We start from the raw sequence: 18777 nt of genomic DNA, 5'->3' as shown, positions 1-18777 counted from the left end.
TTTTGATTGTTTATAAGCCTTAGCGTGGTAAAATAAAGATTTAGGCCTTTCGGGGTGAAACCAGAGGGAATTGGGGTTTAAGGTGGAGGCTACAGTTAGGATAGAAAAGGTGGTTTTTGGGGGAGAGGGCTTAGGCAGGCTCTCTGACGGTAAGGTGCTTTTTGTGCCTTATTCCTTGCCTGGGGAACTGGTTAAGGTTCGGGTGGTTAAGGACTTAGGCGATTATGCCGAGGCTGAGATAGTGGATATCTTGGAGCCTTCCCCTGACAGAAGGTCTCCTCTTTGCCCATACTATGGGGTTTGCGGGGGTTGTCAGTTTCAGCATGCAACCTATCAAGCCCAGTTAAGCCTTAAACAGGCCATCCTTTTTGAAACCTTTGTGAGGGCTGGATGGAAGGAGGACATACCATTAGAAGGGGTGGTGCCCTCTCCTAAGGAGTTTTTTTATCGCAACAGGCTCAGGCTTCATGTTGAAGCAGATGCCTTTAAGATGGGCTTTGTAAAAAGAAAGTCCCACGAGGTACTAAAAATAGAAAAGTGCTTTCTTGCAGAAGAGGTTTTAAACAAGGTGCTTTTTGATCTGTATCAAAGTCCTGTCTGGATAAGGCTTTCTGCCTATAGCAAAAGGGTAAAGATAGAGTCTTCTCCGTTAGAAGGCAAGGCTACCCTGATTTTCTGGACGGCTTTAAAGCCAGGTAAAGAGGACCTAAAAGAGCTTGCCTCACTTTCTGGTCTTAAGGCCTGTTTTTACTGGAGGAAAGGGCGTCATCCAGAAGGCCCTTTCCCAGAAGGGGCCTCTTTTGGTGGAAGAAGGCTTTTTAAAGGGTTAGACCACCTGGTTTACTACGTTCAGCCAGGGGTTTTTGTGCAAACCAACTGGGAGATAAACTTAGCCATCATGGACACCATCAGGTCCTGGCGCCTTGATTACGAAACTGTCCTTGACCTACATTGCGGGATGGGAAACTTTATCTTAGCCCTGATATCTTCTGAGACCACCAAAGCCCTCGGGGTAGACACAGACCTGAGGGCCATAGAAGACGGGCTTTACACCGCCGAGAAAAACGGGATAGACGGAAGGCTTGACCTTCGTCAGATGAGCTCAACTGAAGCCCTATATCAGGCGATAAAACAGGGAGAAAGGTTTGACCTTGTTTTACTTGACCCTCCTCGCGGAGGCTGTAAAGAGATCTTGAGGTTTCTACCTGAGGTAAACCGAAGGTATCTGGTTTATGTTTCTTGCGATGCTCCTACCTTGGTAAGGGACCTTAAGATCTTAAAAGACCTGGGCTATCTTCTTAAGAAGGTTTATCTTTTTGACATGTTTCCTCAGACCTATCATTTTGAGGTGGTTTGTCTTCTTGAGAGGAAAGGTTAATCTCTTTTCCCAGCGCCCAGAGGAGTTGTCTGCAAAAACCCTGGATAATCTTTACCTCCTTTGAGGTAAGCTCAAGCCTTGAGAGAAATCTCCGGATGTTTGTGTGCCAAAGCACCTTGTTTTCATGAGGGATGTAGTCTATGGCTTCTAAGGTAGCCTCGATTATTTTATACATGATGGTAAGCTCTTGCTGGGTTGCAAGCTGAGGTCTTGGGAAGACAGGATTGCTTGCATGCTGAAAGATTTCGTAAAGGATGACTACCACAGCCTGGGCTACGTTTAAAGAGGCCTGCTCTGTGGTAGGGATGGTAACCACCTTATCACACAGCCCAAGGTGTTCGTTTGAAAGCCCAAACCTTTCGTTGCCAAAAAGAATGGCGACCCTGTTTTTAACCGAAAGCTCACAGAGATAAGGGGCTATTTCCTTAGGGGTGTGATAAACCATCCTTCTTCTGCCAAGCCTTGCGGTGGTTCCAACCACGTATTGAAAGTCCCTTAACGCTTCCTCAAGGTCCTGAAAGACCTTCATGTTTTCTACTATTGGGAGGCCACCTTTGGTAGCCATGGCCCTTATTTTTTCCTGGTCAAGGCTTTCAGGGTTTACCACGATCAGGTTTGTCACCCCGAAGTTGGCACAGGCTCTGGCTGTAGCCCCGATGTTTTCAGGATACATCGGGTTTACCAGCACCACCGCCAAGTTTTCAAGGTTAGCCTTTTCAGGCTTGGCTACAGGACGTACTTGCATCAGGACCTGAGGAAGAAAGAGATTTGGAGGTGCCGGGGCCCGGAATCGAACCAGGGACACGCGGATTTTCAGTCCGCTGCTCTACCGACTGAGCTACCCCGGCGACCTGATATTAAACATACCCTAAAATTGGACTTTTGTCAACTTTTTAAACCCTAAAAACTTACCAAATTTTTAGCAAAAAGTTTTCCTCAGCCCTTACCCGAGCCTTTCTGTGAAAAATTTTTCCAGATGCCAGCCATCCTATAGGTTGAAAAAACCCTTGGTGTTGCCCCTCCCAGATACTCTTGCAAAAATTTAGTTTAAGAGTATATTTGGCAAGGTTTATTCTGAGTAATTTTTCCAAACATATATTTTTTTAAAAAATATCTTGTAATAACTAAATTTTATATTAAAATAAGCTAAGTATATTTAAATAGATTAAAAACAAACTTAAAAGGGGTGATGGATTATGTTTAAGCTTTCAACCAAGGGCAGGTATGCGGTAAGGGCGATGTATGAGATAGCCAAGGCTTATCCTAATGGGGTGACGTTGGAGGAGATTTCTGCCAGTCAAAACATCTCCCGGGTTTATTTGGCCCAGATTTTAAACCGGTTGCGTCAGTCAAGGCTTATCAAGTCTTCTCGTGGTCCTGGGGGAGGTTATGTTTTAAGAAAGCATCCAGACGAGGTTTCACTTTACGAGATCCTTGAGCCTCTTGAGGGGCCTGTTTGTATTGCCTCCTGCATCGACCCGGGAGAGGGGTGTGAGGATGTGGAGGAATGTGTGGCTTATCCTATCTGGAAAAAGATCGGGCAGTACATCGAATGCTTGCTTAGACAGGTCAAGCTGGGAGACCTGTTGAGGGTTGAGACTGAGAAGGATAAGAAAAAGCTGGTGGAAACGATTACCGCCGGCTGTTGCTAAGGCCTTAGTTTGGCCCCTGGTTTTTTTAGATTTTTGAGCCTTAAGTTTTTAAGGTTAGGTGTTTTTTTAACCTAAGTAAGGTTGATAGGGGATGTTTTTAAGGGTGAGAGATGGGTAGGTGGTTTAATCAGGTTTTTTCTAAGGCTAAGAAGTTAAGTTTTCCGGTAGAGGATAGAAGGGTTTTGCAGAAACTTTTGCCAGGTGAGCCTGTGGTTATCTCTGGCTGGATTCTCTGTGGAAGGGATGCTACCCATCGAAGGATCCTTAAGGCTTTACGAGAAGGAAGTTTTCAGTTTGATTTTACCAACCAGGCGATGTATTATGTGGGTCCAACCCCTGCACCAGAGGGAAGGGTGATAGGGGCTTGCGGACCCACTACCTCAGGCAGGATGGATGCCTACATGGAGGCTTTTTTGTCTCTTGGGCTTGCTGCAACCATCGGAAAGGGTAAAAGAAGCCCTGAGGTGGTAGAGCTTATGAAAAGGCATCAGGCGGTTTATCTTGCAACCTTTGGAGGGGCAGGGGCCTTTCTCTCTCAGTTTGTAGAAAAACTGGAGTTTATCGCCTGGGAAGACCTTGGGCCAGAGGCCTTTTTCAGGATAAAGGTAAGGGACTTTCCTGCGGTGGTGATAAACTCAGTTTCCGGGGAGGACTTTTATTCTTTTTGAAGGTAAGGTATATTGCTTGCGCCTTAAAAGAAGAGTTGCCTGAAGAGGTTGGGAAAAGGTTTATAAAAAGGTTTAAATCTTTTTGCGAGGTTTTTCTCCCGGGTTATGAGCCAAGGTCAGGAGGAAGGGAAACAGGCTTCTTTAGACCCTTACGGTCAGGTTCCTTTTTATCGCACTTTAGTTGCCACAGACCTTTGTAAGTTCCGGGTGGTTTACAGGCAGACAGACCTTCTGGTTCTGGCAGAAAGGGATTTGAGCTTAGAGGTGGGAAGGATTGTGAGGGAGGTAAGGCTTCCTCTTGAGTCTTATGTCCTTGGGCATCCTGAGTTTTTGGTGAGTCTGAGTCCTTTGCCTGTTGACGAAGAGGCTCCAGACATAGTTAAGGAGATGCTTCTGGCAGGGAGGGTGGCAGGGGTTGGGCCGATGGCGGCGGTGGCTGGGGTGATTGCTGAGAAGGTGGGAAGGGCTGTCCTGGAGAGAGGGCTTAGCTCTCAGGTGGTGGTAGAAAACGGGGGAGATGTGTTTTTGTGGTTGAAAAAGGAGGCAAGGGTTTGTTTGTTTGCTGGCATTGATTCTCCCTTTTCTAACAGGGTGTGTGTGGTTGTGCCTGCCAGGTTTATGCCCTGTGGGGTTTGCACCTCATCAGGCAAGATCGGGCATAGTTTAAGTTTTGGCAAGGCTGACGCTATAACGGTTATCCATAAAAAGGCCTCGATAGCCGATGCCTTGGCCACAGCTCTGGGGAACCTTCTTAGAGAGGAAGGAGATGTGGATAAGGTTTTAAATCAGGCCAGGAAGGTGGAAGGGATTTTGGGGGTTGTGGGGGTTTTGGGAGAAAAACTTTTTGTTTGGGGAAAAGGCATAAGGCTTGAACCCCTCAATTTTTCTTAATCTAAAAATAGATATGGCTAAAAATTTAAGAAAAAAGGTTTATTTTGGCAAAAAAGGAAGAATGATAAGTATAATAGTTTTTAAAAGATATTTTTTGGGATTATTTAAGGAAAACTTGCTAAAATGCTTCTTGACAAAATCTCTTGTGTGTAGTATAAAGCAAGGTATGGAATGTTATCTGTTCTTTGAAAGGATGTAGGGTTAGGAAGAAGGTTTGGTTTTTACAGGGTTGACAAAACGAGGTTTTATGTTTAATTTTTAACGAGGTGTTTGTTTTTTAAGGGTTTGAAAGTTAGGGTTTAAAAAAGAAAAAAAATAAAGGAGGTGTGGCATGAAGGTAGCAAGATGGAAGGTTTTAGGTGTGGCAGGTGCGTTGGTTTTGGGCTATGCCGTTACCAGCCAGGCTGCTCAGATCAAGGTCGATGAAGACACCTTTGCAGACTTTGGTTACAACATGAAGATTATGTATCAGAACTTTGATGAAAGAGGAAAGGGTGGCACTGACGATTGGAAAAAGAATGTTTTTGACATCAAGGATTCTCGTTTTTACATCTCCGGTCAGGTAAGCAAGATGGTTCAGTTCTATGGGGAGTGGAACGCATCAGGTGCTTATGGAAAAGAGACTGGTGGATATGCTAAAGACAACAAGGTAGGTTTAGCAGAAGGTGGGGTTAACTTTGTGTTTATGCCTGAGCTTCAGGTAAGGGCTGGTAAGGTTAGGGTGCCTTTTACCAGGTATCAGATGACTTCATCCTACAGCCTTATCATTCCTACCGACGCCTGGTATGATAAGGGTGGTGCAGGTGCTACTGGAATCTTCGGTAAGGATACTGGTGTTGTTGGAGAAGGAAAATATATCTCTACCAATCCTTTAGAGCTTATCGGTAAGGCAGACGGTGGTTTGGTTGTGCATGGAGACATCGCAAACGGTATGTTCAGGTATAACGTGGGTGTGTTTAACGAGGATAAGAGAAAAGATGAGGCTTTTAAAGGGTTGCAGTGGGTTGCCAGGGTTGAGTTTACTCCAACTATGCTTGGGTTTGCCCCAGAGTCCACCACCTCTCCTCACGGAAAGGTAAGCGACACCTACCTTGGTAAAAAAGACGTCCTTACCATAGGTTTGGGATACTATAAGGAAAAACTTTATGATAAAGATTCTCTCTATGGTACACAGTTTGACAAATCTTTGGAGGCTGATGGTTGGACGGCAGACCTTTTCTTTGAGAAGAAGTTTGGCTGCTGGGTGCCTAACCTTCAGGTCGGCTACATCAAGTTAAACGACAGCCACTTCTATACTGCTGATGGAAAAAAATTCAGTAATGCGACAACAGCAGCAAATGTGAAAAAAGGAGATACCAGTCTCTGGTATGCCCAGGGACAGCTTCTCTATGATGCGGTGGTTGGTTTTGGAAAGCCAGCCCTTGCCATCAGGTATGAAAACGTAGAGGCAGATGGCGTTGCTAGTGGTAAGAAAGACTTTGCCTTTGACCGCTGGGGGGTGGCTTTGAACTACTACCTCAAAGGCCAGGCTGCAAAGGTGTCCCTTGGGTTTGACAAGGTAGAATACGACGACGCTGCCAAGGCTTTCTTGAAGTCTTCTGAATCTAAATCTGAATACGAAGACTCCATTACTGACTATTACCTCTACATCCAGACGAAGTTCTAAAGAGGAAGTTTAACAGGGCAGGCAAAGGCCTGCCTTACTCTTAAGATTTTAAAAAGGGGCAACTTTGGTTGCCCCTTTTTTGTTTTTAATCCTTTTTTACCTTTTTCTTAATCCCTCTTTTAAACCCCTTCTAACATCTCCCTTACTTCAGCGGTGTAAGGGCCTCCTTTGTCCTTGTAGATAAAAAGAGGAGGTAAGACAAGGGTCTCCTCTCCTGCCTGTTTTACCGCCTCAACCAGGATAAATCTTGCCTGATCCCCTGGATAGGAATGGACAAACCTTAACACCTTGGGCTCAAGCCTTACCTCTTTAAGACTTGCCATAAGCTCAGCTGTCCTTAAGGCGGTAAAGATTAAATACAACCTACCCCGGTTTTTTAAAACCCCTGCCACAGCCTTTAAAAACTCCTTTAGCCCTGCCCTGGTCTCCCTTTTGGCAAGGTTTTTAAGTTTATCCGGGCTTTGTCTTCCACATCCAGGTTTGAAATAAGGTGGGTTTGAAAAAACCACGTCAAAAACCTCTTTTCTGAAGGGATTTTTTCCGATATCCCCTTTTACCGGAAAAATCGAGTTTTCTAAAAGATTTTTCCCTGCGTTAAGTCTTAAGCACCGCAAAAACAGGGGGTCAAGTTCAACGGCAAAGATCCTGGCCTTGGGTTGTTTTAGGGCTGCCATCAGGGAGATGATCCCAGACCCTGCCCCAACCTCAAGGGCCTTTTCTCCAGGCTTAACCTTGAGAAAATGTCCTAAGAGCACAGAGTCTATCCCAAACCTAAAGCCCTTTTCTGGCTGGTAGACCTTGAGTTTTCCCTTAAAAAACAGGGTAAGACTTAAGCCTTTTCCATCGTTTTCCATAGGAGTTTTACCACCTGGTTGTGAAAAAGCCTTCCTTGGGAGGTCAGGCTAACCCTGTTTCCCTTTCTTTCTATCAGTCCTTTTTCGATAAGGTTTGTTAAAACCCAGGGGTCTAAGTAGTAGCCAAACTTTGCACTCAGGGTCCTGAGGTCAATCCCTTTTTTCAGCCTTAGTCCCATGAAAACATACTCCTTGGCAAACTCAAGGGGGTTTAAGGTTTCTAAAGGGGTTAGGGGAAGTTTTTTTTGGTTGAGCAAGGTTTCTACATAGGCTTTTAGGTCTTGAGGGTTTTGCCATCTCAGGTTTGCTATCCTGGAAACCGCAGAAGGCCCAAGCCCAACATAGGGCTTTACCTCCCAGTAAAAGAGGTTGTGCTTGCACTCAAAACCTGGTTTTGCATAGTTTGAGATTTCGTATCTCACATATCCCTGGGATTCTAAGGTATCTTCTATAAACCGGTAGAAAAGGTCTACCGGCTTGTTAGGGGAAAAGCCAGAAAAAGAGACGTCATGCTCAAGGGTTAGCTCGTAAAAGGAGAGATGGGTAGGAGAAAAGCTTAAGGCCTTTTTTATCTCCTCCTCTAAGGTCTTTAGTCCCTGGCCTTTCCATCCAAAGATAAAGTCTACAGAAAGGTTTGAGAAAAGGGATGAGGCGATGTCAAGGGCCTTTAAGGCGGTTTTAAGCTGATAGGTTCTTTTTAAGGTTTTTAGCCCTTTTTCTGAAAGGCTTTGCACCCCTAAGCTCAGCCGGTTAAACCCGGTCTCAACAAAACCTTTTAGTTTTTCAGGGGTTATGGTGTCAGGGTTTGCCTCAAGAGTTAACTCAACCGGGGTGAACCTAAACTGAGAGGAAAGAAACTCAAAGAACTCCTGATAAAACCCTGGTGACAGAAGGGAAGGGGTGCCTCCTCCTGCATAGAAGGTGGTGATGTTAAGCTCGGTTTCTGAAATTTTTTCCACAAAGTCTTTGAGGTATAAGACCTCGGTCTTTACAGCCTTAAGGTAGGTTTTTTCCTCTTCAGATGAAGGGACATGTGGAAGAGAATAAAAGTCGCAATAAGGACACTTTTTTACACAAAAGGGAACGTGCAGATAAAGGGCAACCCTGATAAAAGCCATCAGTTTTTTTTCTTTTTATTATAGGCTTATTATAGGCTACCCTTTTAGTTTAGCAAGGCTTTGGGAGAGAGGCTTTTTAGATTTTTAGCCTTGCTATTTTAAAATCGGCAAAAAGGTTATAAAATAGAAAGGATGAAGACCTTTTTTCGGTATCACCTTAGAGAATATCTGTTTTATACTTCTGTTTTTTTCTTTCTTTTTAGTGTTATCATCACCCTGGTAAAGGGCATCTTTGGGCTTCAGAAGTTTTTTGAGCTTAACCCGAGTTTAAAAGAGGTGTTTTTAAACTTTGGGCTCCTTTTTCTTCAGCTTACCTCTTTTATCTTGCCTCTTTCTGTTTTTTTAGGGGTGATGTTTGGGGTCCACAGGTTTAAGGAGGACCGGGAGCTTTTGGGATTTTTTAGTCTGGGGTTCAGGTTTAGCGATTTTCTGAAACCTTTGTGTGTGTTTATGCTTTTAGGTTTTGTGCTGCTTTTTTTGGCCCATTTCTGGCTGGTACCTTATGCCAAAAAGCTACAGAAAACGATGAGGTTTGAACTTACCAAAAGGCAGTTTGAAGAGCCTTTGCCAGAAAAACGGGCTATCCCTCTGGGAGAAAACCATGTAATCTATGTGGAAAAGGCAAAAAAGCAGGATAAAGCACACGAGTTTGAGAGGGTGTTTCTTGTGGAAAAGGGGGCTGAAAAAAAGCAGGTTTTTTTGGCAGAAAAAGGAAGGTTAGAGCCTAAGGAAGGGGTTTTTACCCTTTATCAGGGGGAGGGCTTTTCTCTGGGTAAGGACAAAACGGTTGAGGTTTTCAGGTTTGGGGAGTATCAGTTTTTTTTGGTGGTAAAAGAAGGTGAGCAAATGGTTGAGTTTGGAAGGGGGGAGCTTAGTTTTCCAGAGCTTAAGGCAAGGTTAAAGGAGGTTGAGAAAAACAGGGGTCAGTGGTTTAGATATCTTACCGAATACTGGGACAGGTTTTTCTATCCGTTAAGTTTGTTTCTGGTGGTTTTTCAGGGGTTTTTGACGGCCTTTTTTATGAAAACCCACAACCGGTTTCTGGTGTTTTTCACCGCGGTAGCCCTTTATGTGGTGTTTTATGTGGGGTATCAGCTGTGCCATTCTCTGGCTGAAAACGGAAGGGTCTATCCGGTGGTAAGTTTTGCAGGGTTTTATCTGGTGTTTGGGGTTCTGGTGGGGTTAGAGGCCTGGTTTTTGTTTAAAAAGAAACGTCATCAGGTTTACCTATGAGGCTTAAGCCAAGGACTTATCAACTTTATGTATGGCAAGAGGTTTTCAGGGTTTCTCTGGTGTCACTCTTTATCTTTCTTGGTTTTTATCTGGTGATAGACTTTTTTGAGAGGTTAGGGGATTTTCTTAAGTTTGGCAAGCCTTTTTATCTTTTTGGAAGGTATATCTTCTGGAAGAACCTGGTTAACCTTTATGAGGTTTTCCCGTTTGTGGTAGGGCTTTCTGGGGTGTTAACCCTTTTTATATGGGCTAAGACCAACGAGCTTATGGGTTTTTTGTCTTTAGGTGTGGCTAAGGGGGTGTTGCTAAGAGAGACAGGAAAGGCCCTTTTAGGCATAGGGATTTTGGGAGGGGTGTTTCTTAACCTTGTTTTGCCTTATGCCACGTTTAATGCCCTTTATACCTGGGAGTATAAGATCGCTGGCAAAAAGAAACAGCAGGTAGTTTTTGGAGACCAGATTTTTTTTACAGGGGATGACTGTTATCTAATAGCCAAGCCTCTTGAGCCCAAAGGGGAATACCTGGGTGAGATTACGGTTGTGGTTTATGATAAGGATAAAAGGGTTTTAAGTCTGCTCTGGGCAGAAAGCGGGTATTATAGTCAGGGAAGGTGGGTGTTGAAAGAGGTGGTGCAACAGAGGAGGGAAAAGGGGTTTTCTCCTGAGTTTTTGCCTCAGGCTTCTTACCGGTTTTCCTTTGAGCCTGACACCTTAACCACGGTAAAAAAGCCTGTCTATTTTCTTTCTATCCCAGAGCTTATAGAAAGGGCAAGGTTTTTAGCCAAGATAAACAGCCCTTATCAGGAGGTGGTGGCTGAGCTATTTCTTAAAGGGTTCTATTTGTTTGTGCCTTTTTTACTTGCGGTGTTTTCTGTTTTTGCCTTTTTAAAGTTTTTTGTGCCAAACGACTGGAAAAAGGGGGCCTTTTTAGGCATAGGGCTTTTCTTTTTGAATTTGGTGTATTTTCTGTTTTTTCAGACCTTGCTTAGAAAGGGGTTTATGTTAGGGATTCCGGCGCTTGTTGTCTGGGGTTTAGCTGGTCTTTTTTGGTATTTTTGGCAGGCTTATCTTGTTTTTTTGAAAAAATCTGGTAAAAATTAGAGAAAATCTTGCAACAGGAGGGCTTTTTATGTCTATAGAAGAAAAGGTGATTGACATCATCGCTCAAAAACTTAATCTTTCTAAAGATCAGGTCAAACCAGAGGCTTCTTTTATCGAGGACTTAGGGGCTGATTCCCTTGATTTGGTAGAGCTTGTTATGGCTATGGAAGAGGCCTTTGGTATGGAAGTGCCTGACGAGGATGCCGAAAAGTTAAGAACCGTGCAGGATGTTATAGACTATGTAAAGGCCAAGGTAGGAAACTAAAAATTTTAGGGGATTAATCGTGAGAAAAAGGGTAGTAGTCACCGGTCTTGGGACGGTTAACCCTCTTGGGATAGGGGTTGAAGAGACCTGGAAAAACATCAAGGCAGGTAAATCTGGTATCGGCAGGATTACCAAGTTTGACCCGTCTTCTCTTCCCAGCCAGATTGCTGGTGAGGTAAAGGGATTTAAACCAGAAGAGTTTATGTCTTCCAAGCTGGTATCTCGTATAGATACCTTTATTCAATATGCTTTGGCCTCAGCCAAGATGGCTTTAGAGGATGCAGGTCTTCCTTTAGAGGACCTTGGGCCTGAGGTGGGTTCAGTTATCGGGGTAGGGATGGGTGGAGTAGGTCAGGTAGAATATTACACCCGTATTTTTGACGAAAAGGGATATAAAAGGGTGAGTCCTTTTTTTATCCCGATGATCATACCTAACATGGCAGCAGGTCAGGTGGCCATCAACTTTGGGGCCAAAGGGCCTAACCTTGCGGTGTGTACCGCCTGTGCAGCAGGCAACCATGCGATAGGAGAGGCCTATCGGTTGATAAGAGAAGGGCAGGCAACCATCATGATCTGTGGGGGGACAGAGAACATGATCACCCCCTTGACCATAGCAGGTTTTTCGGTGATGAAGGCCCTTTCTACCAGAAATGATGAGCCTGAAAGGGCTTCCCGGCCTTTTGATGCCAGCCGGGATGGGTTTGTGATTGCAGAAGGATGTGGGATTTTAGTCCTTGAGGAGCTTGAGCATGCCTTAAAAAGAGGGGCCAAGATATATGCAGAGCTGATAGGCTATGGGTTAAACGCAGATGCCTATCATATGACCGCACCTTCTCCTGACGGCGAAGGGGCGGCAAGGTGTATGGAGCTTGCGTTAAAGGACGCAGGGATTTTGCCTCAACAGGTAGACTACATAAACGCCCATGGCACAAGCACACCCCTTAATGATGTGGCAGAGACCAAGGCCATAAAAAAGGTTTTTGGTGAACATGCCTACAAGCTTATGGTATCTTCCACCAAGTCTATGACAGGACACCTTCTTGGTGGTGCTGGTGGGCTTGAGGCGGTTTTAACGGTTATGGCTGTTTATGAGGGGATAGCACCTCCTACGATCAACCTTGAAAACCCAGACCCTGAGTGTGACCTCGACTATGTGCCTAACCAGGCAAGAAAGGCAGACATCAGGATAGCCATGTCAAATGCCTTTGGTTTTGGAGGCACCAACGCCACGCTGGTTTTTAAAAAATGGGAGGGAAAATAAAACTATGAAGATTGTCGTTGCTTCAGACCATGCAGGATATTTTTTAAAAGAAAAGATAAAAGATTTTTTAGCCAAAGAAGGGCATGAGGTGGTAGATGTAGGGTGTTATTCTCATGTGGCGGTGGATTATCCTGAGTATGGGGTCAAGGGAGTAGAAAAGGTGCTACAGGGTGAGGTGGAAAGGGCTATCCTTATCTGTGGGACAGGGATAGGGATGAGTATTGTGGCCAATCGGTTTTTTGGGATAAGGGCTGCCCTTTGTCATGAGCCCTTTTCTGCCAAGATGGCAAGGCTTCACAACGATGCCAACGTGCTTGTCCTTGGCGGAAGGATGATTGGGGACGGGATGGCGGTGGAGATCGTTAAAACCTTTTTAGAAACACCCTTTGAAGGAGGAAGACACGAGCGCAGGCTCGAACTTATAGAAAAACTTAAGAATCTTAGATGAACCTACTTGGTATAGGGGTAGACTTAGTATACTTACCAAGGATAGAGAAAATTTATTCTGCCTATCCAAAACGTTTTTTAGAGAAGGTCTTTCATCCTAAAGAGGTATCCTTAGCGTTAAAACGCAAAGATACCCCGGTCTATTTAGCTTCATGCTTTGCGGCTAAAGAGGCCTTTTACAAGGCCTTAGGTGGGTATAAACCCTTTGCCTGGCAAGAAATAAGCCTTCTTAGAGACCCTCAAACAAGAAAGCCGTTCATAGAGATAGAAGGTAGGGCTTTAGAGGTTTTTAGAGAGAGAGGCGGAAAGGATTGTCTGGTTAGCCTTTCTCATGAAAAGGATTATGTGGTATGTATGGTAGTAATAACTGGATAGGAGAGGGGTAGGGTTATGCAGGTGGTAAAGGCCTCTGAGATGAAGGCTCTCGACGAATGGTTTATAAAAGAGGTAGGGGTTCCGGCTGAGGTGTTGATGGAAAGGGCGGGGCTTTCTGTGGCTGAGGCTATTTTTGAGGCCTATCCGGTAGAAACCTACGGCAGTGTGCTTGTGGTGTGCGGGCCAGGAAATAACGGTGGAGACGGGATGGTATGTGCCAGGCACCTGGTAAACCTTGGCTATGAGGTCGAGGTGGTACTTCTTGCAGAAAAAGAAACCTATCAGGGAGAGGCCTTGACCAACCTTAAGGTCCTTGAAAACTTAGGTTTTATGCCAGAAGAGGTGGGGTATATCGTTGAGTTTAGAAAGGTACTTTATGATTTTTCTCCTGAGATAATGGTGGATGCCATCTTTGGGACAGGGCTTAAAAGGCCTATCGAGGGAAATCTGGCTGCCATCGTTGAGGAAATAAACCTTTATCGAGAAACCAGAGGTTGTAAGGTGGTTGCGGTAGACATGCCTTCTGGGGTGTGTGCTGATACAGGTGAGGTGCTTGGAACAGCTGTAAAGGCAGACCTTACCGTTACGTTTGAGCTACCCAAGGTAGGACAGTTTTTTTATCCGGGAAAAGAGTATGTGGGAAGGCTTAAGGTTTGTCCTATTGGGTTTTTCAAACCTTTGGTGGAAAAGAAGGCGCCTAAGAGGTATTTGATAGATTTGGAGTGGGCCAAAAAGGTATTCAGGCCGCGTAAAGGTTATACCCATAAAGGGCTTTTTGGACATCTTCTTGTGTTAGCAGGAAGCAAGGGTAAGAGTGGGGCTGGGTTGCTTTCGGCATTGGGTGGTTTAAGGGCAGGGGCTGGGCTTGTGACCTTGGCCTCAACCAGGAGTCTTCAGCCGGTATATGCATCTATGCTACCTGAAGCTCTGACTGCAGGGCTTGAAGAAGGCCCGAGAGGAGAGGTTAGTTATGCCAATCTTGAGTCCTTGCTTGACCTTTGCGAAAAGAAAACCGCCTTGGTGGTAGGCCCTGGACTTGGGTTAGGGGAAGAGGTAAAAAGGCTTTTCTGGGAGCTTTTAGAAAGGGTCAAGGTTCCGGTGTTGATCGATGCAGACGGGTTAACCATAGCCTCTGAAAACCCTGAAAGACTTAAAGAGCTTCCCTGTCCAAAGGTCCTTACCCCTCATCCAGGAGAGGCTGAGAGGTTGCTTAAAATTTCTAAGAAGGAGATTTTAAGAGACCCTTTAACCTCAGCTAAAAGGCTTTCTGAGATGACAGGTGCGGTGGTGGTGCTAAAGGGACCACATACGGTGATTTCTTCCCCTGACGGAAGAGAGGGGATTTCTGTCTGGGATGTGCCTGGGCTTTCTCAGGGAGGCACAGGGGATGTGCTTTCTGGGGTGATAGGAGCCTTGATGTCTCAAAGGTATGAGGTGTTTGAAGCAGCTTGCTTGGGGGTGTTTTTACACGGATGGGCAGGAGAAAAGCTTGCCTCTGAAAAAGGACCTTTCGGGTATCTGGCTTCAGAGGTGGCTAACAAAATCCCAGAAGTTTTAAAGGAGATATGTGATGATAGACCTTAGAAGGTTTCCAAGATGCCCTACCAGGATTAAGGCTTATTTGCCGGGGTCTGAAGAGGCATACGAGGTGCTTAATGTTTCTTACAAGGGATGTTTTATCCGAACCGATAAGCTTATTCCTTTACGGAAGATGGTTCTTTTTGAGATAGAAATTCCTGAGGTAGGAGTGATCCCTGTTTATGGGCTGGTGGTACATCATGGCACAGAAGAACAGCCAGGGTTAGGGATAGAGATCCTGGACATCGAACGAGAGCTTTTACCTGTGTGGAACTATTATCTAAAAGCCCTTTTAAACATAGAGGAGGCCAAAAAGGCTTATCAAAGATATTTGAAAACCTCTCAAAAGGTTGAAAATCCTCAGTCTGGTTAGGGTTTGATGTTTAGTCTAATTGAGGTCCTGTTGATAGCGGTCTTGAGTTTAGCGTTAGGTAGTTTTTTTAACGTGGTTATCTACCGATGGTCAGAGGGTTTGTCTGTACTAAGGCCTGTCAGGTCTTTTTGTCCAAGGTGTAAAACTGAGCTTAAGTGGTATCACAACATTCCTGTTTTGTCTTATGTTATGCTTAAAGGAAGATGTGCTTTTTGTCAAAATCCAATCCCTCTCACCTATCCTCTGGTAGAGGTCCTAACCGCGGTGGTTGGAGTAGCTGCTTATTTAAAGTTTAAACCCTGGTATGGCTGGGCTACCTTTTTGGTTTTCTGGGTTTGGTTGATAATCCTTCTGGTGATAAGTTTTATCGACCTTAGGGTTAAGGAAATACCAGATAAGCTCAGTTTTGGTTTGATGTTGGCAGGACTTACGGCAAGTTTGTTAGGGTTAAACCCTCTGGTTGGTTTTGAAGAAAGTGTGGTTGGGATGTTAGCAGGGGCAGGCCTTCTTTTTCTGATTAACGAGGTCTACTATCTTTTTGCTAAAAGAGATGGGCTTGGGATGGGAGATTTTAAGCTGATGGCTGGGATAGGTGCTTTTTTGGGGTATAAAAGTTTTTACTGGGTGGTGTTGATAGCCTCTTTTTCAGGGATTTTTGCCTTTTTTTTGGCAGTTCTGTGGTATCGATTAAAAGGGAAATCTAAAGACTTAAGCTTAAAAACAGAAATTCCTTTTGGGCCTTTTTTAGCCCTTGGGGCTGGTGTTTACACCTTTTTTGCAGAATTTTTTAAGACTTTTCTATCTTAATTTGCCTTAACAAGGTTTTCTTGAGAAGGAATTTTGATCACGATCGAGGTTCCTTTATCTTTCTTTCTGTAAAAATTGATGGTTCCTTTATGAAGGTCTATGATAGAGTATACCATGATAAGGCCTGTGCCTAAGTCTTTCAGGCTTAAAAGGTCTCCTTGGTTTATCTTTTCCACGACCTCTTGAGGCACTCCTTCTCCTGTGTCCTCTATTTTTAAGATTACCCAGCCTTCTTCTCTGGCAAGGGAGATTGAGAGTTCTCCTTTTTCTTGCATAGCCTTGATGGAGTTGTCAAACAGGTTTACCCACACCCTTTTTAACTGAAACTTGTCAAACCAGCATTCTCCTTCGTCCTCTACCTTAAGCCTAAACTTTACCTCAGGATAGGCTATCTCATACAGAGAGATTACCTCTAACAGGCTTTCTAAAAGGGTGCCTTTTTCCAGGTTTAGCTCAGGTTTTTTGGTAAAGTAATGAAAGTCGGTGGCAAGTTTGCGAAGTTCTTCGATGTATTTTTCGATGATGTTGGTGGTTCTAAGTAAGACCTCTTTTTTCTCTCCTTCTAAGGTTTTTTCAAGCTGTCTTTTAAGTCTTTCTACAGAGAGTTTGATAGGGGTTAAAGGATTTTTTATCTCATGGGATACCCTTAAGGCTACCTCCTTCCAGAAAGAAAGCCTTTTTAGGCGTTCCTTTTCCTCTAAGTTTTCTACGATCAAGAGATATTCGTGGGTTTTTAAAAATTCAAGCTTAAGAAGGGTAATCCCTAAGCTAAACTCCTTCTGTCCTGTAGACCAGGAAAGGGTGGTGTAAAAGGGGTTGGTTAGGTCTATCTGGGATAAAAGGGCAGGAAGGTTAAGTTTGTCTATCAGGTCTTGTGGGGTGTTAACCTCATAGTTTTTTAAAAGATGGTTAAGGCTCTGGTTAGAGAACTTGACGGTTAGGTCAGGGGTAAGGACCAGGATCCCTACAGGCAGATGATCAAGCACAGAAAGAAGGTAGCGGTTGTAGTTTTGGACCTCCTCTTCGTATTCTTTGATCTTTTTTGTCATCTCGTTAAAAGCCTCTACCAGCCTTCCTACCTCGTCGTCCAAAGGGGTGAGGCCTTTTAGTTCTTCCAGGTTGAAGTCTTTTTTAGAGATCTTTTGGGCTGCGATCACCAGGTTTTGTAAAGGTTCAGTAAGGTTTCTACCAAGTTTACTTCCTACCCATACCCCTACAAAAACCACCAAAAGTAAAACCAGAGCTCCTGCAGTCATCAAAAACTGTTTAAAGGTTCTAAAGTATCTTTTTTCTACCAGTTCTTTTTCTCCTGAAAACTCTTCTAACCTTAGGAATTTACCGATGGCTAAGATAAGGGGTTGGCCTTTTGAGTCGTAAAAGGGGATAAACACCCTTAGATAGGGACTTGAGTTAACCAGAGAGATTTCAGAAAGAGGGATTTTAGAGGCTTTTAGTCTTTCAAGAAAAGAAGGGGCAATCCCGATCTTTTGAGAAATCTCAGAGGAATAGGTTCTCTTTTTTAGGTTGCCTTGCCAGTCAAAAACTTCTATAGAGTCTACCCTCATAAAATAACGATACCTTTCTCTCAGGACAGAGCTTTTGATTTCTTCGGTTTGGGAAAGATAATCCTTTATGATCTGTTGCCCTTTGCCAAGAAGGTCTCTTTCGATGTCTTTTATGTAGTCCTCAGGTTTTAGAAGAACGGTTAACACCCTTTCTTCGAAAAATTCTTTAAGCCAGTAGTCTAAGGTTTTTTTAAAGAAAAAGAAACTTCCAAGCACAAGCACAACCGAAGGAAACACGATAGAGATAAAGTAGATAAGAAAGAGCTTTACTTTTAGGCTTTTAGATATCTTTTTTATCTGAATTTCATAGAAAATCTTGATGACATACCTGAAGATAAAGTAAAGAAGAAGTAAGATAAGGATAAGGTTTATCTGAAACAGGAAAAACAGAAAAAGGTTTTTTTGAGAGGTAGAAAACAAGGAAAAGTCAAAAAGGTTAAACTCAACCCATAGAGAAAAGGTGAGGACTACCAGAAGTCCTAAAAAAACTTTGTGTTTTTTACAAAAAGCCTTAATCCTTGCGGTAGATAACATCGAAAGGAAGGGTGTTTTCTGCTTTTAAACGGATTTTATGCTGGTTTTTGGTAAACCTTAAGTCTTTAGAAAGATGGGTTTGGTAGGTAATTTCTACGTTGGTTTTAAGATAAAGGTTTGAGAGGTCGTTTTTAACCTGAAACCTTAAGGGATAGGAGTCTAAAAACTGGATTTTTAACACCAGGTCTTCTGGATTTTCAAAACTTTGTATTCCAAAGTTGTCTTCTAAAAAATAGAGGTTTTCTTCTGGGTTATAATAGAGCTTTTGCACGTATAACTCCTTATGGATGAGAACGTCAGGTAAGAGAAAACGTTTTTTAAACACCTCAAAGGAAAAATTGAGATAAATTGGATGTTTTTGTTCCTTTAGAGACAAAAGTATCTCCTGTGTAGGAAAATCCTGGTAGAAAAGACTCAGGATAAGCTGATCTTGAAAACGGTAAACCTTGATCTTAGCCATCTTAAACCCAAACGCAGGGCTGATAAAACAGAAAAAGAGGATGAGGGTTAAGAGGATTTTTTTCATAGGGTTAAGTCATACCTTGCGTGTTTTCTTACGATTTCCTTTTGGGTAAAAAGGACTTCATATTCCTTAAGCCCAAACTCTTCGGAAATCCCTTTTATAAGGGATAAAACCTCTTCTCTGGATTTGCCGTGGACCATCGTGTAAAGGTTATAAGGCCAGTCAGGATAGGTTTTTCTAAGGTAGCAATGGGAGATATAGGGTCTTTGAGCTAAGGCTTGGCCTACCTCTTCTGCCCTTTCTTCTTCTACCTTCCAGGCAACCATGGCGTTGCCTTCTATACCTGCAAGGTTGTGCCTTAAAGTGATCCCAAGTCTGGTGATTACCTTTTTTTGGAAAAGACTTTTTATAGCCTCAAAAACCTCTTCCTGAGAAAGGTTGTGCTTTTTAGCTATCTCCAAAAAGGGTTTTTCACAAATCGGAAGCCCAGCAATCAACTCTTTTAAAACCAGTAACTCTGTCTGAGAAAGCTCAAGCTTCTTCAAAGGT

General features: G+C 43.7%; 20 protein-coding genes and 1 tRNA gene. 14 read left to right on the top strand and 7 right to left on the bottom strand.

Going from position 1 to position 18777, the window contains the following annotated elements:
• Positions 1 to 82: 82 nt before the first annotated feature.
• Entirely contained in the window at positions 83 to 1378 is a 1296-nt protein-coding gene (locus tag PWP26_RS01325; RefSeq protein WP_301398821.1) for a class I SAM-dependent RNA methyltransferase, read from the top strand.
• Here PWP26_RS01325 and PWP26_RS01320 read toward each other — a convergent pair.
• The gene (locus PWP26_RS01320; RefSeq protein ID WP_301398820.1) at positions 1299 to 2123 is read right to left on the bottom strand and encodes an RNA methyltransferase; all 825 of its coding nucleotides are present in this window, start codon (positions 2121 to 2123) and stop codon (positions 1299 to 1301) included. The two genes, PWP26_RS01325 and PWP26_RS01320, sit on opposite strands and share 80 nt — an antisense overlap.
• A 30-nt stretch (positions 2124 to 2153) precedes the next feature.
• A tRNA-Phe gene (locus tag PWP26_RS01315) sits at positions 2154 to 2226 on the bottom strand.
• Positions 2227 to 2574: 348 nt separating this feature from the next.
• Here PWP26_RS01315 and PWP26_RS01310 point away from each other — a divergent pair.
• From PWP26_RS01310 to PWP26_RS01295, 4 genes are all read left to right on the top strand, one after another.
• Complete coding sequence (locus PWP26_RS01310; protein WP_287567750.1) at positions 2575 to 3030, top strand: Rrf2 family transcriptional regulator; 456 nt, start codon at positions 2575 to 2577, stop codon at positions 3028 to 3030.
• Positions 3031 to 3140: 110 nt separating this feature from the next.
• Positions 3141 to 3698 carry a fumarate hydratase C-terminal domain-containing protein gene (locus PWP26_RS01305; protein WP_301398819.1) on the top strand — a complete coding sequence of 186 codons (558 nt, stop codon included), beginning with the start codon at positions 3141 to 3143 and terminating at the stop codon, positions 3696 to 3698.
• 105 nt (positions 3699 to 3803) lie between these two features.
• Positions 3804 to 4589 (top strand): UPF0280 family protein, encoded by a 786-nt coding sequence (locus tag PWP26_RS01300; RefSeq protein ID WP_301398818.1) that lies wholly within the window; start codon positions 3804 to 3806, stop codon positions 4587 to 4589.
• Positions 4590 to 4920: 331 nt separating this feature from the next.
• Positions 4921 to 6255 carry a hypothetical protein gene (locus tag PWP26_RS01295; RefSeq protein WP_301398817.1) on the top strand — a complete coding sequence of 445 codons (1335 nt, stop codon included), beginning with the start codon at positions 4921 to 4923 and terminating at the stop codon, positions 6253 to 6255.
• Between the two features lie 119 nt (positions 6256 to 6374).
• On the opposite strand, the gene PWP26_RS01290 is transcribed toward PWP26_RS01295, so the two are convergent.
• Complete coding sequence (locus tag PWP26_RS01290) at positions 6375 to 7109, bottom strand: tRNA1(Val) (adenine(37)-N6)-methyltransferase (protein WP_301398816.1); 735 nt, start codon at positions 7107 to 7109, stop codon at positions 6375 to 6377.
• Positions 7085 to 8227 (bottom strand): radical SAM family heme chaperone HemW, encoded by a 1143-nt coding sequence (hemW, locus tag PWP26_RS01285; protein ID WP_301398815.1) that lies wholly within the window; start codon positions 8225 to 8227, stop codon positions 7085 to 7087. Before hemW ends, PWP26_RS01290 begins: the two co-directional genes overlap by 25 nt.
• A 132-nt stretch (positions 8228 to 8359) precedes the next feature.
• Between hemW and PWP26_RS01280 the strand changes: the two genes are divergently transcribed.
• Genes PWP26_RS01280 through PWP26_RS01240 form a run of 9 tightly spaced genes read left to right on the top strand, consistent with a single transcriptional unit; the run spans position 8360 to position 15666 of the window.
• Positions 8360 to 9460 carry an LptF/LptG family permease gene (locus PWP26_RS01280; protein ID WP_301398814.1) on the top strand — a complete coding sequence of 367 codons (1101 nt, stop codon included), beginning with the start codon at positions 8360 to 8362 and terminating at the stop codon, positions 9458 to 9460.
• Positions 9457 to 10560, top strand: a complete 1104-nt coding sequence (locus PWP26_RS01275) for an LptF/LptG family permease (protein ID WP_301398813.1) — start codon at positions 9457 to 9459, stop codon at positions 10558 to 10560. The genes PWP26_RS01280 and PWP26_RS01275 overlap by 4 nt, the downstream gene beginning before the upstream one ends.
• A gap of 28 nt (positions 10561 to 10588) precedes the next feature.
• Positions 10589 to 10825, top strand: a complete 237-nt coding sequence (acpP, locus tag PWP26_RS01270; RefSeq protein ID WP_022855603.1) for an acyl carrier protein — start codon at positions 10589 to 10591, stop codon at positions 10823 to 10825.
• Positions 10826 to 10844: 19 nt separating this feature from the next.
• Entirely contained in the window at positions 10845 to 12086 is a 1242-nt protein-coding gene (fabF, locus tag PWP26_RS01265; RefSeq protein WP_287567735.1) for a beta-ketoacyl-ACP synthase II, read from the top strand.
• Positions 12087 to 12090: 4 nt separating this feature from the next.
• Positions 12091 to 12534, top strand: coding sequence for a ribose 5-phosphate isomerase B (gene rpiB, locus PWP26_RS01260; protein WP_287567734.1), 444 nt, complete (start codon positions 12091 to 12093; stop codon positions 12532 to 12534).
• Positions 12531 to 12908: a holo-ACP synthase gene (gene acpS / locus PWP26_RS01255; RefSeq protein ID WP_301398812.1), complete on the top strand. Its 378-nt coding sequence runs from the start codon at positions 12531 to 12533 to the stop codon at positions 12906 to 12908. Before rpiB ends, acpS begins: the two co-directional genes overlap by 4 nt.
• 15 nt (positions 12909 to 12923) lie before the next feature.
• Positions 12924 to 14492, top strand: a complete 1569-nt coding sequence (locus PWP26_RS01250; RefSeq protein WP_038062983.1) for a bifunctional ADP-dependent NAD(P)H-hydrate dehydratase/NAD(P)H-hydrate epimerase — start codon at positions 12924 to 12926, stop codon at positions 14490 to 14492.
• Positions 14479 to 14859, top strand: a complete 381-nt coding sequence (locus tag PWP26_RS01245; protein WP_028840933.1) for a PilZ domain-containing protein — start codon at positions 14479 to 14481, stop codon at positions 14857 to 14859. Before PWP26_RS01250 ends, PWP26_RS01245 begins: the two co-directional genes overlap by 14 nt.
• 6 nt (positions 14860 to 14865) lie before the next feature.
• Entirely contained in the window at positions 14866 to 15666 is an 801-nt protein-coding gene (locus PWP26_RS01240; RefSeq protein WP_028840934.1) for an A24 family peptidase, read from the top strand.
• On the opposite strand, the gene PWP26_RS01235 is transcribed toward PWP26_RS01240, so the two are convergent.
• From PWP26_RS01235 to PWP26_RS01225, 3 genes are all read right to left on the bottom strand, one after another.
• Complete coding sequence (locus tag PWP26_RS01235) at positions 15663 to 17765, bottom strand: PAS domain-containing sensor histidine kinase (protein ID WP_301398811.1); 2103 nt, start codon at positions 17763 to 17765, stop codon at positions 15663 to 15665. The two genes, PWP26_RS01240 and PWP26_RS01235, sit on opposite strands and share 4 nt — an antisense overlap.
• Entirely contained in the window at positions 17743 to 18225 is a 483-nt protein-coding gene (locus tag PWP26_RS01230; RefSeq protein WP_301398810.1) for a hypothetical protein, read from the bottom strand. The genes PWP26_RS01235 and PWP26_RS01230 overlap by 23 nt, the downstream gene beginning before the upstream one ends.
• Positions 18226 to 18287: 62 nt before the next feature.
• The gene (locus tag PWP26_RS01225) at positions 18288 to 18773 is read right to left on the bottom strand and encodes an Lrp/AsnC family transcriptional regulator (protein ID WP_038062992.1); all 486 of its coding nucleotides are present in this window, start codon (positions 18771 to 18773) and stop codon (positions 18288 to 18290) included.
• Positions 18774 to 18777: the final 4 nt, after the last annotated feature.

This window comes from Thermodesulfobacterium sp. (assembly GCF_030445475.1).
GTDB classification, from domain to species: Bacteria; Desulfobacterota; Thermodesulfobacteria; order Thermodesulfobacteriales; family Thermodesulfobacteriaceae; genus Thermodesulfobacterium; species Thermodesulfobacterium commune.
Note: the sequence above shows the minus strand (reverse complement) of the source record. Positions and strands in the feature narration are given on the sequence as shown.